15 protein-coding genes and 1 tRNA gene are annotated in these 15,065 nt (G+C 52.5%); 11 read left to right on the top strand and 5 right to left on the bottom strand.

The features are described from left to right. Positions 1-25 precede the first annotated feature (25 nt). Both HMPREF0573_RS02160 and HMPREF0573_RS02155 read right to left on the bottom strand, forming a co-directional pair. A complete protein-coding gene (locus HMPREF0573_RS02160; RefSeq protein WP_013188760.1) occupies positions 26-1,429 on the bottom strand; it encodes a sensor histidine kinase in 1,404 nt (467 codons plus the stop codon). A gap of 1 nt (position 1,430) precedes the next feature. Continuing rightward, positions 1,431-2,138 (bottom strand): response regulator transcription factor, encoded by a 708-nt coding sequence (locus HMPREF0573_RS02155; protein WP_041797884.1) that lies wholly within the window; start codon positions 2,136-2,138, stop codon positions 1,431-1,433. Between the two features lie 206 nt (positions 2,139-2,344). On the opposite strand from HMPREF0573_RS02155, the gene HMPREF0573_RS02150 reads away from it, so the two are divergent. The 4 genes from HMPREF0573_RS02150 to HMPREF0573_RS02135 all read left to right on the top strand — a co-directional run bounded on the left by HMPREF0573_RS02150 (position 2,345) and on the right by HMPREF0573_RS02135 (position 5,081). Beyond that, entirely contained in the window at positions 2,345-3,127 is a 783-nt protein-coding gene (locus tag HMPREF0573_RS02150) for an ABC transporter ATP-binding protein (RefSeq protein WP_004008445.1), read from the top strand. Next, positions 3,124-3,849: an ABC transporter permease gene (locus tag HMPREF0573_RS02145; RefSeq protein WP_004008444.1), complete on the top strand. Its 726-nt coding sequence runs from the start codon at positions 3,124-3,126 to the stop codon at positions 3,847-3,849. Before HMPREF0573_RS02150 ends, HMPREF0573_RS02145 begins: the two co-directional genes overlap by 4 nt. An 11-nt stretch (positions 3,850-3,860) precedes the next feature. Beyond that, positions 3,861-4,625, top strand: coding sequence for an ABC transporter permease (locus HMPREF0573_RS02140; RefSeq protein WP_013188758.1), 765 nt, complete (start codon positions 3,861-3,863; stop codon positions 4,623-4,625). Positions 4,626-4,868: 243 nt separating this feature from the next. Next, positions 4,869-5,081 carry a TOBE domain-containing protein gene (locus tag HMPREF0573_RS02135; RefSeq protein ID WP_004008442.1) on the top strand — a complete coding sequence of 71 codons (213 nt, stop codon included), beginning with the start codon at positions 4,869-4,871 and terminating at the stop codon, positions 5,079-5,081. Positions 5,082-5,277: 196 nt separating this feature from the next. Here the strand turns inward: HMPREF0573_RS02135 and HMPREF0573_RS02130 are convergent. Further along, positions 5,278-5,350: transfer RNA gene (locus HMPREF0573_RS02130), tRNA-Lys, on the bottom strand. 247 nt (positions 5,351-5,597) lie between these two features. Here HMPREF0573_RS02130 and HMPREF0573_RS02125 point away from each other — a divergent pair. From HMPREF0573_RS02125 to HMPREF0573_RS02115, 3 genes are all read left to right on the top strand, one after another. Next, complete coding sequence (locus tag HMPREF0573_RS02125) at positions 5,598-6,233, top strand: hypothetical protein (RefSeq protein WP_004008441.1); 636 nt, start codon at positions 5,598-5,600, stop codon at positions 6,231-6,233. A 92-nt stretch (positions 6,234-6,325) separates the two neighbouring features. Next, positions 6,326-8,800, top strand: coding sequence for an RNA degradosome polyphosphate kinase (locus HMPREF0573_RS02120; RefSeq protein ID WP_013188757.1), 2,475 nt, complete (start codon positions 6,326-6,328; stop codon positions 8,798-8,800). 37 nt (positions 8,801-8,837) lie between these two features. Then, positions 8,838-9,827: an NUDIX hydrolase gene (locus HMPREF0573_RS02115; RefSeq protein WP_211581170.1), complete on the top strand. Its 990-nt coding sequence runs from the start codon at positions 8,838-8,840 to the stop codon at positions 9,825-9,827. A gap of 72 nt (positions 9,828-9,899) precedes the next feature. Here HMPREF0573_RS02115 and HMPREF0573_RS02110 read toward each other — a convergent pair whose 3' ends face one another. Both HMPREF0573_RS02110 and HMPREF0573_RS02105 read right to left on the bottom strand, forming a co-directional pair. Next, positions 9,900-10,934: an inorganic phosphate transporter gene (locus tag HMPREF0573_RS02110; RefSeq protein WP_004008438.1), complete on the bottom strand. Its 1,035-nt coding sequence runs from the start codon at positions 10,932-10,934 to the stop codon at positions 9,900-9,902. Between the two features lie 12 nt (positions 10,935-10,946). Further along, positions 10,947-11,567 carry a DUF47 domain-containing protein gene (locus tag HMPREF0573_RS02105; RefSeq protein WP_004008437.1) on the bottom strand — a complete coding sequence of 207 codons (621 nt, stop codon included), beginning with the start codon at positions 11,565-11,567 and terminating at the stop codon, positions 10,947-10,949. Between the two features lie 450 nt (positions 11,568-12,017). On the opposite strand from HMPREF0573_RS02105, the gene HMPREF0573_RS02100 reads away from it, so the two are divergent. The 4 genes from HMPREF0573_RS02100 (at position 12,018) to dtd (ending at position 15,011) form a co-directional block, all read left to right on the top strand. Then, a complete protein-coding gene (locus HMPREF0573_RS02100) occupies positions 12,018-12,968 on the top strand; it encodes a hypothetical protein (protein WP_004010267.1) in 951 nt (316 codons plus the stop codon). Between the two features lie 87 nt (positions 12,969-13,055). Continuing rightward, on the top strand, positions 13,056-14,120 hold the full coding sequence (ygfZ, locus tag HMPREF0573_RS02095) for a CAF17-like 4Fe-4S cluster assembly/insertion protein YgfZ (RefSeq protein ID WP_004008435.1): 1,065 nt from the start codon (positions 13,056-13,058) through the stop codon (positions 14,118-14,120). Between the two features lies 1 nt (position 14,121). Beyond that, positions 14,122-14,478 (top strand): DUF2516 family protein, encoded by a 357-nt coding sequence (locus tag HMPREF0573_RS02090; protein WP_004008434.1) that lies wholly within the window; start codon positions 14,122-14,124, stop codon positions 14,476-14,478. Between the two features lie 50 nt (positions 14,479-14,528). Next, the gene (dtd, locus tag HMPREF0573_RS02085; protein ID WP_036325108.1) at positions 14,529-15,011 is read left to right on the top strand and encodes a D-aminoacyl-tRNA deacylase; all 483 of its coding nucleotides are present in this window, start codon (positions 14,529-14,531) and stop codon (positions 15,009-15,011) included. Positions 15,012-15,065 lie beyond the last annotated feature (54 nt).

Here is a 15,065-nt window from a genome sequence, read left to right as displayed (position 1 = left end):
GAATAGTGAAAGTAGGGGAGGGGCACTAAATAGTCTGTTGCGGTATTGATAGAGTCACCTTTAAGCCGCCATGTTTGCTGGGGCTTATCGTGACCGTTCCTTTATGGGCGTCGATAATCTGTCGCACGATGAGCAGTCCTAAGCCATGTCGCTGTTCAGTGGTGCTGGTGTCACAAATCATATAATGCAGAGTATGGTTGAGCTTTTCTAATTCTGGAGCGGAAACACCTATTCCATCATCCTCGACGCAGATAATGCAATTATTGTGTTGTACAGAGACGGATACGTATATCGTGCAGCCATTTTCGTTATGGGAGATGCTGTTATAGAGCAGATTTGAGAGGGCTCGTTGCAGTAAATCCTGGTCTACATTGACATTGCAAGAGGCTAGATTTTCGTCAGTGAGCCATTTTATCGAAAATCCATCTGGCAGATCCATATTTATGAAATCTACGACTGTCTGTCGAACGATGGCAACAACATTGTGCGGTTGAATCATCAGTGGTTGCATATTGTAATCGAGCTTGGACGCGAGATTGAGGTCTCGGATCAAGTTCTTCATTCGTTCACTTTGTTTGATAATCATCGTCACTTTTTTACGGTCTGGAACCGAAAGCTGGGGTGAATTTTCTAACTGACCAGCAAAGCCCATAACCATCGAGAGTGGGGTCCGGATATCGTGAGAAACCCCGGCAATCCAGTTCGCCCTAGCGGTTTCTTTCCTTCTCAACTGTTCTTTTTGCTGCTGCAATATGTCAGAAGCAGAGTTGATGTTTGCGGCTAGTTCCGAAAGGACCCCAGTCTCAGGAACAGAGACACTCTCTCCCCTAGAAAGCTGTTGTATGCCCTTGGTGATTGGGTTGACGGACTTGAGGAACTTGGTGTTAGCAGTTAGATAAATTCCGAGGATCAACAGGACGTTGATAGATAATATGCTCAGGAGGATTTGCGGAAAGTTAGAAATTAAACTGTAGTTCCAGCTCGGTTGGGCATGTTTCCAAAAACTATGGTGTGGAAATCCGACTACAACCACGCCATGATTATTTCTGCCGGTATAGGTAGGGTAGCCGTCAAGATACCCGGTGCTCAAATCAGCTATATCTGGCAATGTGTAAGAATTTGGAATGGTCTGAGGAGTGTTTGGGGTTCTCCAGATGACTTTTAATGTCTCGTTATCTATTAAAATCGCCCACGCTCTCGCCTCGGTTAATTTTGTGGACATGCTATCTGATAAGGCATATTCCCCGCGGGGAGAAACCTGTAAGGCTTTTCCAGTCGCCCGGGCGATGGTGTAGGGAGAGGCATCTACACTGGGGGCGTAGTTTGCTACGAGTACGACAAACGCAATAATGTTCAGTAAAATTATCAGTACAGAGCTGAGCAGAAAAATGCTTATGAACCGGTGTATGAGCTTCGGTACGCTTTTCATGCTACTTCTCCTCTAGAATCAGCTTGTAGCCCAGTCCCCTTACCGTGACCAAAGAAACAGGCTGTGAAGGATAGCGTTCTATTTTTTCCCTGATGCGCCGTATGTGCGCCATCAAAGAATTTTCGTACCCAAAGGGATTGGTACCCCAGGCGGCTTCACATAATGCTTCAATCGTTACGATACGACCGGCGTTTCGGTATAGGGCGGAGAGGATGTCATGTTCTTTAGCGGTTAGGGGGATACGTTCATTAGCCTTTATTACTTCAGCCGAGGAAAAATCAATCTGACTATTTCTCAGTGCCACTATGGGATTTTCTCCGCGGTAGCTTCTCCTTAGTATAGCCATGATACGATACGTTAGCTCTTTGGGGTGAAATGGCTTTACGATATAGTCATCTGCGCCTAAACTAAATCCCTTAAACCTATCTTCATCCTCACCACATGCGGTGAGCAGCAAAATAGGGCAGTCGACGTATTGCTTTAATTTGTTCATTAACTCAAAGCCGGTGCCATCGGGAAGCATCACATCGATGATTGCTAATTCGGGTGTCGCCTTTTGAGCCACTTCGAGGGCTTCTTTCACACTTCTTGCCGTCATAATTTGGCGAAAGCCGGATTCTTTGAGAATTGATAAAACCATGTCTAACAGGTCTTGCTCATCATCAACGAGGAGTATGCGCTTGTTCAGTAAATAAGCATCCTGATTCATGGTCACGCCTCCTGGGTACCTATTCTGCATGTCATCGTATCCCTGCCATTTGTGTGGGATACCGGAATCTGGTGGCATTAGCTCCAAGTAAACGATACTCGGCTGTCGAGTTCATGGTGGGGATGTGGGGCGTCTGGATTGAAAAAGTAAGGTAAATGTAAGGTAGGGAGAATTTTGCCGTAAGGACAGGGCACTATGGTAAAACCATGGACGAAAAAATTGCTCATGACTATATTGTTACCACGGAACAGTTAACAAAAAAGTACAAATCATTTGTTGCTGTCGACGCCGTGTCACTGCATATTCGGAAAGGAAGTATTTACGGTTTCCTGGGTCCGAATGGGGCAGGTAAATCTACTACCATGAAGATGCTTTTAGGTCTCACGTCTCCCAGTAGGGGTACCTTTACGATAGATGGAAAACAGTTTCCTGGGGACCGCATATCCATACTGAAAGAAATCGGATCATTTATTGAGTCTCCGTCTTTTTATGCAAATCTGACCGGTAAGGAGAACCTTGAAATTATTCGCCGCATTTTGGGATTACCGAAAAGTGCAGTTGATGATGCGTTAGATTTGGTCGGGCTGTCCGAGTTCGGCGACCGTTTGGCAAAAAAGTATTCCCTGGGCATGAAACAGCGGTTAGGGCTGGCTGGAGCGTTGCTCGGCAGACCCCCGATTTTGATTTTGGATGAGCCGACAAATGGTCTCGATCCGTCGGGAATACACGAGATCCGAAATCTGATTAAGTCGCTGCCAGGTCTATATGCCTGCACAGTCCTGATTTCATCTCATATGCTGTCTGAGATTGAGTTGATGGCGGATGACATCGGAATACTTAACCACGGTCGCTTGCTGTTTGAAGGAAGTCTTGCCGAACTGCGAAAGTATGCCCTGAAATCCGGTTACGCTACAGACAATTTGGAAGAAATGTTCTTGTCCATGATTGAAACCGACAATGAGCACCGGAAGCAGAGGGCAAAACTATGACAGCGCTGGCAATCGAACTTAAGAAATGCAAAAGGACGGGTTTTCTCCCACTCATGCTGGCAGTGGGTATCTTGGGTGCAGCCTACGCGTTTCTAAATTTCACCTTACGCAAAGAAACATTATTGAGTCTGCCCCTCGCCCCGATGGATATCCTGCTGACCCAGCTTTACGGCATGATTATGGTATTAAATATGTTCGGTCTGATTGCTGCAGCCTGCATCATATACAATGTGGAATTTAAAGGAAATGCGGTAAAGAAATTGTATATGCTTCCAGTCAATGTCACTGCAGTATATGTGAGCAAATTTACCATTATGAGCGTCTTGTTCGCGATAGCTGTTTGCCTGCAAAACTGGGCACTTGCAGCTATTGGAGCGGTTGATTTGCCTTCCGGTGCATTCGACATCAGAATCCTGATTTCGTTTGCAGGCTATTCATTTCTCACTTCGTTGCCCGTTCTGTCCTTTATGCTATTTGTTTCGTCAAGAATTAAAAATGTATGGATCACCCTCGGAATTGGGGTGGTGGGATTTCTGAGTGGGATGGCTTTGGCGACTTCAGACATAGTCCTAAGCCTGGTGTCACCCTTTGTGGTCATGCTCAAACCCGCTGTCGCGATGAGCGCCCAACCGGATACCGCGGTAGTGCTCGTATCCCTGATAGAAACCATTCTGTTTTTCGCAGCCGGACTCTGGTGTGTTCGTCATCTGCGCTATGAATAGGGGAAATTACAATGAATTTTTCGGAATTGCTCAAAATCGAATTTTTGAAAACAAAACGCAGCCACATAACCCTTTTACTCTTTATAGCCCCGCTGCTCGTCGTTAGCTCCGGTGTGGCAAGCCTTCGTAGCTACTTATCGCCTGAGTATCCTAACGCTTGGGCAGCGATGTTCATCCAAAGTGCATTAATCTATTCCTATTACCTGCTCCCATTGAGCATGATTGTAGTATGTGTGATGATTGCGGGTCGCGAAACAGACCATAATGGCATACTAAAAATGTTGGCACTTCCCATTAGCCGCTATGCTCTCTCATCTGCAAAATTTTGCGTGTTGCTCGCTTATTTGCTTCTGGAAATGGTCGTGTTCATGGCTTGTTTCGTAATCGCCGGATGGATGGCGACCTTTAGTATGGGAATTCAAGAATCGCTCCCACTCGTGTTTCTATTAAAATGGTGCGGCGCGCTTTTCCTGACCATGATTCCCAGCTTAACGATTATGTGGGCGATTACGGTAGTGTTTGACAAATTGTTTTTATCTATTGGTATAAATATACTCCTGGTCATACCCGGTATCCTCATGGCAAACACACCACTATGGTTGCTCTATCCCTATTGCTACAGCGGGTATCTGGTTTCACTCTCGCTCCACAGCGATAGGATACTCACCATCGGTACAGGATTTACCCTCTGGCCATTTGTGCCCATTGCTGTTCTCATTACTGCAATTATGTGGTTCATTGCTCTCACGCAGTTTGGGAAAAAAGAAATGAGCTGAACGGCAGGTAGGGGTTACGCTCGGGATGCGAGAAATTTTCACCAATACGCGCCGGTAGCTATGTCCCCGACAGATACTTCCTCTCGACAGACCCGCCGAGCAGCACCAGAGGCTTAAAGTCCTTTATTTGCAAGCAAATGCGGATATAGCGCCATGATAGAATCAGATTGATTCGGGAGTGTATTTCCCGGAAATCGATGGCGTCTCGGGTTGGCTGGGACAGAACACAATGAAGAGGTAAAAATGAAAATTTCTGCACGCAACCAGTTCAAAGGCACGGTAAAGAACATTGAACGTGGTGCGGTCAATTCAATCGTTGAAATTGAAGTCGCTCCGGGGGTTTGCTTCGCGGCGTCCATCACCAACACTTCGGTGGACAATTTGGGGCTTTCTGAAGGCTCAGATGCTTACGCCATTGTGAAAGCATCCTCTGTAATGGTGGGTGTAGACGCTTAATCTCTCAGAGAAACTATAAAAAACGGCACTTCGGTGCCGTTTTTTAATGCTTTCGTGCGGTTGTATTGATGGGTCGAGGATTGGGTTGTGGGTAGACCCAGGGGGCTTTTTCTGTTTGGTGCTTCGGCGGCGCAATGCCCACTGGGCAGCGTTAAATGTTTGAGTGGGATGTCCAAAGCTCATCCCACTCAAAAAGTAGGCCCAGGGGGGCTCGAACCCCCGACCCACGGATTAAAAGTCCGCTGCTCTACCAACTGAGCTATAGGCCCGTAGGAAAGATTATAAGTAAAAAATCTCCGTAACGACAACTGAGCACGTGGTCCCCTGCTGAAAATCAGGTCTGCCAGCGGATTGACCGCCATCCTGAGACTATCTGGTGTGGGCGCTGCAGCTCCAGGTGTGCCCCGTCAGAATCCCTCGGATTGGGAACAGCGAGGGAAATGCTCTCTGCATCTCCAAGTTCGCACAAAAACCCGTGTGAACGGGGATAATTAAGGTAAACCGAAGGAGGAAACCATGGAAACCAGGAAACCGCGACGCCCGGCCATCATCGAACCAGAAACTTTGGAATATTTGGAAGGCGAGGAAGACCCGGCACTGTCCAGTGAATCCGCGCACACCTCGGCTCGGATCTTGGTGAAATCCCCCAACGGAGAGTGGTCTGACCCCGAGCCGGAGACCAAGGAACGCCTGCTGGCATTCATGCAAGGGAACGGCGTAGATGAACTCGCCGAGCTGTGGTCGCGTTCCCCAGTCAACACCCTGCCCGGTGTCCTGTGGCGACTGCTGCTGATAGACCAGTGGGTGAAACGCTACCCGGAAGGCGTGAATACGCGCTTCAAACAGGGACTCAATTCCCCGCAGCTTTCGGAATATCTCGATATTGACGGGGCGCATTCCCTGGATTTTCCCGCCTGGAAAAAACAGCTGGAACAAATCCTGAGCGGAAGTTTCGACGATAATTTCGCCGATTTTCTGGATAGGTCCCAGGCGGTGCTGCGAGTCTTGGCAGCCAGTGAATCGGTTTGGATGAAGAAAGATTCCGCGAACCCGCTGGCTAACGAAGTAACCCTGCGAGACAACGCCCTGCTGGTCACCGCCGACGAGCTGCTCGATGCGGCGGCAATGTATCGCGAAGGTCGCTTGGACTGAGGCGCTGCACCACTTGCCGCCCCCGCACGGGACAGCAAACTGCACATAAGCAATACATGAGCAACACTAACCAATAGTTGAGGGGACATAAGGTGTCGGATAACCAGAAGAACAACGCTAAACCGGAAACAAATGGGACAGAAATTCCCGTCCCACCTCCCTTGCCGGGAACAGAAAAGAAATCCCTGTTCGCGGGCGCTACGGCGGAGGAAATGTTTCCGAAAAACGATTTGAATCCCGGTGGTTCCCAAGAATACGACGATGCGGACTTTACGGAACCACAAGCCCCTCGAGAAGAAACCCTGCCCGACCCGGTCGCGATAGCTCGTGCGGACGCCTTAGGCTCAAAACTCAAAAAGAACAAATCCTCAAATAAGATTGACCACAAGCCCCTCACCCTAAAGAAAGAAGACGGGTTGACCCCCGACGGGCTGCCGAAACTGCCCAAGGGGCGTTTCGCCGACCGGGAACTGTCCTGGCTCGCTTTCAACCAGCGCGTCTTTGAACAAGCCCAAGACCCGCGTCTGCAACTGTTGGAACGGGCGTGGTTCCTGACGATTTACTGCTCCAACCTGGACGAGTTCTATATGGTACGGGTCGCGGGTCTGAAGCGCCGTATCGCCGCGGGATTCGCGACAGTTTCCGCATCGGGGTTGACTCCGCGTCAGCTGGAAGGCGAAATCAGCCGACGCTCCCACGAGATGACCGGTAACGTCTATCATTATTTCCAAGACGAGATTCGCCCAGCTCTGGATAAAGCCGGTCTTGTCATCACCGATTGGGATCGTCTGAACGAAACTCACCACGAAATTCTGCACCGATACTTCCGCAATCAGGTGTTCCCCATCCTGTCGCCGCTGGCAGTGGACCCGTCCCACCCCTTCCCTTACATCACTGGGCTGTCACTGAACCTGGCAATAATTGTGCGTAACCCCAACACCGGCAAAGAACACTTTGCGCGTATCAAAGTGCCACCCATCCTGCCGCGCTTCGTAGCCGTGACAGAAAACGGGGTCGAGAATGACCCCTCGAGCGTAATTTTGGCAGGGGAAAAGGTTAACTTCGTCCCCATCGAACAAATAATTTCTGCACATCTCGATCACCTGTTCCCCGGCATGGAAATCAAAGAAGCCCACGAGTTTAGGGTGACTCGTAACGAGGATTTGGAAGTCGAAGAAGACGACGCGGAAAATATTTTGACCGCGATGGAATCTGAGCTCGCGAAACGGCGTTTCGGACCGGCAGTGCGCCTGGAAGTGGCGGAATCTATGCCGGCGTTCCTGTTGGATTTCCTAAAAGAGAACCTCGAAATTGGGACTTCCGACGTGTTCCGACTCCCCGCGCCGCTGGACCTACGCGGTCTTAACGACCTGCACGACTTGGACATTCCCCAGTTGAAGTACCCGCCGTATGTGCCCGTGACCCCAGCAGGACTGGCAGAGAAAGAATCATCGAAACCTGCGGATATTTTCAGCTCAATTCGTGACCATGACGTGCTGATACACCTGCCTTATGATTCTTTCGCCACCTCGGTGCAGCAGTTCATCGTGCAAGCCGCGCAAGATCCGAACGTGCTGGCAATCAAACAGACCCTGTACCGGACCTCGGGTGATTCCCCAATCGTCCAGGCCCTGATTGACGCCGCCCGTGCCGGGAAACAGGTCGTGGCTATCGTCGAGATTAAAGCGCGTTTTGATGAAGAAGCCAACATCGGTTGGGCGCGCAAAATGGAACATGCAGGGGTTCACGTGGTTTACGGTTTGGTGGGGTTGAAAACGCACTGCAAGCTGTGCCTGGTGGTACGTCAAGAACCTGACGGACTGCATCGCTACTGCCACGTCGGTACCGGCAACTACCACCCGAAGACGGCACGTGGGTATGAGGATTTGGGTCTGCTGACCGATGATCGCGAAGTCGCTCAAGACCTGACCCGTTTGTTCAACCAGCTCAGTGGATACGCTCCCCGCTCGACTTTCCACCGACTGCTGGTCGCCCCCCGCTCCATTCGTGATGGCTTGATTGAGCGGATAAACCGCGAAATTGCTAACAAGAAAGCTGGCAAGAAAGCTGGAATCCTGTTCAAAATCAACTCGATTGTCGACGAGCGTATGACGGATGCGCTCTACCGGGCTTCCCAAGCGGGAGTACCGGTGATGGTCCAGGTCCGTGGCATTTGCTCCATCAAGCCGGGTATCCCCGGTCTGAGCGAAAACATTAGAGTGGTGTCTATCCTGGGACGATTCCTGGAGCACTCGCGAGTCTATGCGTTTAAGAACGACGGGGACCCCGAAGTGTGGATTGGTTCCGCGGACCTGATGCACCGCAACTTGGATCGTCGCGTCGAAGCGCTGGTGAAAATCGTGGACCCCGAACAGATTCAATATCTGATTGATTTGGTCAAACACGGCATGGCAGAAACGACTGCATCATGGCGATTGATGCCTGACCAACAGTGGGTGCGAGTCAACCGCAACGATGCCGGGCTGCGTCTAGAGGATATCCAGGAAACCTTGATGAGCCACACCTCCTCGCGGGTGGCAGGACGCGGTGGCGTCTCACGGCATTGAAACGGGTGCTGAGGACGATACCGGAAAGGGGAATCTGATGAGTAAAGTATTAGCTGCCGGCGGGGTGGTTTGGCGTGGCGGGGAACTGCGTCCAGCCCTGGAGGGCGTACCCACCCAAACCCCTTATGAATTTTTAATCGTCCACCGCCCAAAGTACAACGACTGGTCCCTACCAAAAGGAAAAATGGAACCAGGTGAACTGCTACCTGCTTGTGCGGTGCGGGAAATCGCCGAAGAAACGGGGGTGCAAGTGTGCCTGGGACCACAGCTCGGAGTCACGGCATACCCGGTGGAAGGGCGTCAGAAACAGGTGACTTACTGGCTGGCTCAGGTGCGCCACAGTGCGGCGATACTGGCCAGACCCTATGTGGAACCCGCCTCGACACGCGAGATAAACGAGACTCGCTGGGTCGACCAGACGCGAGCACAGGAACTTTTGACTCAAGAATATGACCGTCACCTGATAGCGCACGCGGAGGAATGCCTGCGACAGGGCTGGGGAGACTCGACACCCGTCATGCTCGTGCGGCACGGGAAAGCCAAGAATCGACTGAAATGGAACACCGATGATTCCTTGCGTCCGTTAAAGAAACGCGGCAGACACCAGGCTGAGAATCTCGTTTCAGTCCTGAGCGCTTTTGGAATTTCTCGCATGTTTTGTTCCCCGTGGAAACGCTGCGAGCAAACGATACGCCCCTACTTGAAAGCCAGTGGAATCAGGTGCGAATTTCCGGACGTGTTGAGCGAGGATGGTTACGCTGCCAATCCTTACGCCGGGCGGGAACTGTTGCGCGCACTGCTCCAAGCTGCCCCCGCGGAAGGACCGACCGCCCTGTGCTCCCATGCCCCGGTGCTGATTCCGCTGATGCGGTCTCTGGGCAACGACTTTTTGAGAGAAACCCTGATACCTCTGGAAACTGGAGAATCCCTAATCGTCCACGTAATTCCTGGCGTTGAAGCCGACCCGAAACTGATCGCTGTCGAACGGGCAGAAGCGGAACCACCCGCCGGTTACGCGCGGGATTAGTCAGAAATCCGCACAAGCCCGCTCGACCGGTTTTTGTGTTCGCTCGGCGCGCGGAGGGAGATGGTGCGCTGCCTAGATTCGCAGCAGGAATTCCAACAGGCTGTAGACCGCGGCAGCGACCACGGCAGCAGCGGGAAGAGTCAGCACCCAAGCCACCACGATGTTTCCTGCGGTTCCCCAGCGGACTGCGGAAAGCCTGCGAGTCGCGCCCACTCCCATGATGGCGGTGGTTACGGTATGCGTAGTGGAAATCGGGGCGTGCCAGATAAACGCGGTAAAGTACAGCACACCCGCGGCAACTGTCTCGGAGACAAAACCGTTAGCCGGATTGACATGAATCACCCGAGAACCCAAGGTCTTCATGATGCGAAACCCGCCCACGAAAGTGCCGGCGGCAATGGCGATAGCCGCCGCAAACTTGACCCACAGAGGAATGGGATCATCCAAGTCAACATGACCGGAAGCAACCAGAGCGATGAAAATGACCCCCATGGTCTTTTGTGCATCCTGCAAGCCGTGACCCAGAGCGAGCGCCGCGGAAGAGAACTTTTGACCGACCCGGAATTTGCGCATGGTCCGACGATAAGCCAGGTTCTTCATGAACATCATCACCAAGCTCATCAGCACATACGCGAAAGTGAAACCAATCAGTGGGGAAACCACCATCGGAATCAAAACGTGGGAAGTGATTGTCGACCAATTCACCGTGACTCCCGCTGCCAAGCCAGCCCCTGCCAGACCACCAATCAGTGCGTGCGAGGACGATGACGGCAGCCCAAAGTACCAGGTGATGATGTTCCAACAAATCGCCCCGATGAGACCCCCGAGAATAATCAACAGACCGTGGGCTCTCTCGGCGTGAGAAACAGCCGTGGCATATCCGGACATGTCGATGATTCCGGAACCGATAGTTTTCGCCACCTCAGTCCCCAGCAGAGATCCCACCAGGTTCATGACCGCAGCCATCGCTAGGGCAGTGCGCGGCGCCCAGGCTCGTGTGGAAATTGCGGTGGCAATAGCGTTGGCAGCATCGTGGAAACCATTGGTGAAATCAAAGACAACTGCGATGACAACGACGAGAACGACCAGTAGCAGAGAAATATCCATCGGGGAGCACCCTCAAGATTCCTTTATCGCAATGCCCTCAACCAGAGCAGCTAGATGCTCGAAAGCATCGCAAGCATCCTCAAGCCGTTCGGTGACGTCTTTCAGCTTGATGACCGCTATCGGGTCAGGATTGTGATTCACAATATCGGACAAGCAATGCATATAAATCTGGTCGGCTTGATTCTCTAAGCGGTTGACTTCCACCCAGTATTCGCGCAGTTCATCCAAGGTTTTCAGGCGTGGCATGGCGGAAGCCGTAACCTTGGCGCACTTTTGGAGGATGGCTGCCTGTTTATGCAAGCATTCGGGAATTTCTTGCAGCTGATAGACCACAATGAGATTTCCAGCTTCGTCTACTAAGTCCATGCAATCGTCCAGACGGTAAGCCAATTCGCTGAGATCATCGCGATCCAGAGGCGTGACGAAAGTCTGGTTAATTTTGTTCATGAACTCGTGGGTCAAATCATCAGAAGAATTCTCGACCGCGTGTAAATCGTTGCGCACCCCATCGCGCTGCGCAGTCGGGAGCGACATCAATTTTGCCAAGATATCGGTGCCCTCAATCAGGTTGTTGGCAATTTCGGTGAGCTGCTCGAAAAATCCCTCATCTTTGGCGCGATTGAACAGACCCATTTTTCACCCTTCTTAGTGATGGATTCGGCAAAACCTGACTAGCCTGAGAACCAGTTGCAACAGTTCTAGCGAATCGTGTTATGTCGGTCTCGTTTACTCTATCTGGTTGAGACCTACATTGTAAAAACAGGGTAAGTTTTAGGGCAAAGACAGGTTAATTCGGGTCATTACCAGAAGGTTTGTCAGGTTAAAGGGGAGATTAAAAGTTTTTTTCGTTAAAACCGGAGACAAGGTATCGCAGGTGTGGTAACTTAAATACAAGACATCGATGTCCGTAGAAGCCCCGGGCTCCATATACTGCCGCTACGAGCGGCCTTCGCGCCGACAGGCGCTTTACGGTTTCGGTGTCGTTGAAGGCTCCGCTTGTCGGAGCCTTCAGAGTTTAACCCCAGAGGAACGCCAGAACAGGCGCGTTCCTGGCAGCTCCCAAACTTATGAGAGAATCAGAGCATGACTTCCCAGCCTCACGCGGAAAAGCCGGACCCCTCCCTGACCAATACGGTAAAAATTACGCGTCGCGTGCGTCGGGAGGAACACCAGGCAGAACAGATTGAAAAGCTGCCGAAAGTTCCGGAGTCCCTAATCGGGCGGGTCATCTGTGCGCATCCGGAAATCATCACCGCCCTCGCGGCTTTGGGTATGTCCCTCATTTTTGTGCTCCCTGCGGATTTCTTGACCGTGGCAGGGGTTATCGCGGTAGTGTGTTTCGCCTTCGGCTGGGCGCATTTGGCGCATCTTCCCGCCCCCCGAGCCTCTTTCATTCTGTTGACTACCTTTGGGGTGTTGGCTGTACTGATGGGAAGAATCTTTGGAGATTTCTCGATAGTGGCAGAAGTCGTGGGCTTGGGCGTCATGGGGGCTTTCATCGTTGAAATGCTGCGTCGCCCCCGGACAGATTTGTTGAGCTCAGTGGCGGGCAATGTGACCGGAATACTCATCGTCTCCACCGCGGGGGCTTGGGTCATGCTAGAAGCGGAAACACTGTGGTATTTCCTGCTGGTGCCCGGCGCGGTCACTCTCATCGGGGGATGCATCGGCATGGCGATGAGCGCCAATTGGCAGTTGAAATGGAGAGTCTTTACAGGAATCCTGTTCTCGGTAATTTTTGGTTTGGCAGCCGGGGCAGCCATCCTCGTGATGGAAGGAACTTCGCGGGATCAGATGGTGCTTTTTGCGGGGGGACACCTTCCCAGCTTGACCGTGGCTTTGGTTTCCGGGCTGCTGCTGGGGGTCGTGTTCGGAATTGCGTTCGCGTCACTGACGGTACTTTTTAGTGGCGACCTGGCTCCATCAACAGTTTCGGCCGCGGTCAGCCAAGCTTTCATTCCCGTTCTCGCAGCGGCGGTGCCGCTCTATATTCTGGCGCGGCTTTTAGTGGGGGAGGGTCCTACACTTGCTTGAGGAATGTTCCCAGGTTCGCGCCCAAACTGTAAATAGGGGGTAAAAATGCAAGTCACCTATCCGAGCGTTGACCGAAGTTGGCCGGGGATGGTCACAGACACGGGCTGGAATCACGGGCTGGAACTGCTCGAAGGGCGTGGCTATGTCACGATTCCCTTGGGAGTGCTGAAAGTTTCCGGGACAGATCGCTGGACGTGGCTGAACTCTGTCAGTACCCAAGATTTTTCCAACTGGGAGACTGCCTCGTCACGAGAAGCCCTCATTCTCGACCCCACCGGACATATCGAGTTGAGTTTTTTCGCGGTAGACGATGGCACTAACGTATGGATTCTGACCGAAGAACCGCGAGGTGCCGTCGAGTTTTTCCAGTCGATGCGGTTCCGTTCCCGTGTGGAAATCGCCGACGTGAGCGCAGACTTTACCGTCATAGGCTATCTGAAAACCGGGGACAAGGACTCTTTGGCAGCCCAATTTTGGAGTGAGCAGGCGCGCGTGACCTGGACTGATCCCTGGCCCGGTCCGGTGGGAAACACGACCACATTCACCATTCCCGGCGCGAGCCACCCGGCGGACGACCCTGCCGCACCCCACCGTGAACTGGCGGTAGTTTCGCATCCTGACCTGCCGGCTCTCGAAGCAAAGGCGGCAACGAACGCCCTGATGAAAGCAGACTTAGGCGCTTGGGAAGCCGTAAGAATCTCCCTATGGCACCCCCGCCTGGGGCGCGAGGGCAAACCGGGGACCCTCCCTCATGAATTGGACTGGCTGCGGGTCGCTGTCAGTTTGCAAAAGGGCTGCTATCCCGGTCAAGAAACCGTGGCGAAGCTGACCAATCGGGGTCGTCCCCCGCGCCGCCTCACGTTTTTGGATATAGATGGGTCCCGCGAGGAACTCCCTGCCATAGGTTCTCCTCTCACCTTGGAATCTGACGGCTCCGAAGTCGGGGTGTTGACCTCCGTGGCTTATCACCCCACAGACGGTCAAATCGGTCTGGGCTTGCTCAAACGCCAGGTTAATCCCGCGGAAATACTGCTGGTGGAGGGAACGCGTGCGGCACAAAGCGTCATCGTGGACCCCAGCGGGGACAACCCGCGACGCCTGGACGACAGCAAGCTAAGCGGTTTACTAGGTTTGAGAGCGAGGAAAAAATAAAATGTCGGATATTTTCGCGGCGATAAACTCGGTGCAAACGTTTCTGGTGCTGGGATTGGTCCTGATTGTGGTGGGAATGAGCCTGTATGCCTTGCTCCACACCCTGACTACCCCCGCCCAGGCTTTTCCGACTGAAGGCAAACGGACCCGCAACTTTTGGGCTTTGCTGAACCTGCTGGCACTGGTGATTTCCTTCTTGGGGATAACGCCCAACGGTTACGTAGGTTTATTTGGCGTGATGATGGCTCTGATAATTCCGGCTGTGTACTTGGCAGATGTACGTCCCGCCGTGGCTTCGTGGCGCCGACGCGGCAATAACTCGCGAGGAATGGGGCAACGTCCCCCAACGCCCTGGTGAACCCGGAACAGACAGAACGAGACGGCGACGCAAATCGGAAAGGAAAATCGATGCGAGCAGTAATTCAGCGTGTTAACGGCGCAAAATGTGTAGTTAACGGTGAGGTCACCGGCGAATTTACGGGACCGGGACTGGTGGTCCTGTTAGGGGTAACTCACACGGACGGAGACGCGCAGGTCGAAAAAATGGCGCGCAAGATTGCGAATCTGCGTATTTTTGACGCTCCGGGTGCCTATGATGCGGCTGGGGGGTCTGAGAAACTTTCACAAGCGCGTGGTGCGGAAGCTTCCGCGGTCCAGTTGGGGCTGCCGGTGCTGCTGATTAGCCAATTCACGCTCTATGGAGACGCGCGCAAGGGCAATCGACCTTCGTGGGTGGCGGCAGCACCGGGAGAAGTGGCGCAACCGCTGGTCGACGCGGTGGGAGCCGCGCTGCAGGATCAGGGGATGCGAGTGGAACGCGGAATTTTCGGGGCTGACATGAAAGTGAGCTTCACCAATGACGGACCGTTCACGATTCTGTTGGAAGTGTGAGTTAGCCGGTAGTGAACACAGTCGCGTTTTCACGGCACGGGGGCATAAATTGGT

It is taken from the genome of Mobiluncus curtisii ATCC 43063, assembly GCF_000196535.1.
Classification (GTDB): Bacteria; Actinomycetota; Actinomycetes; order Actinomycetales; family Actinomycetaceae; genus Mobiluncus; species Mobiluncus curtisii.
Note: the sequence above shows the minus strand (reverse complement) of the source record. Positions and strands in the feature narration are given on the sequence as shown.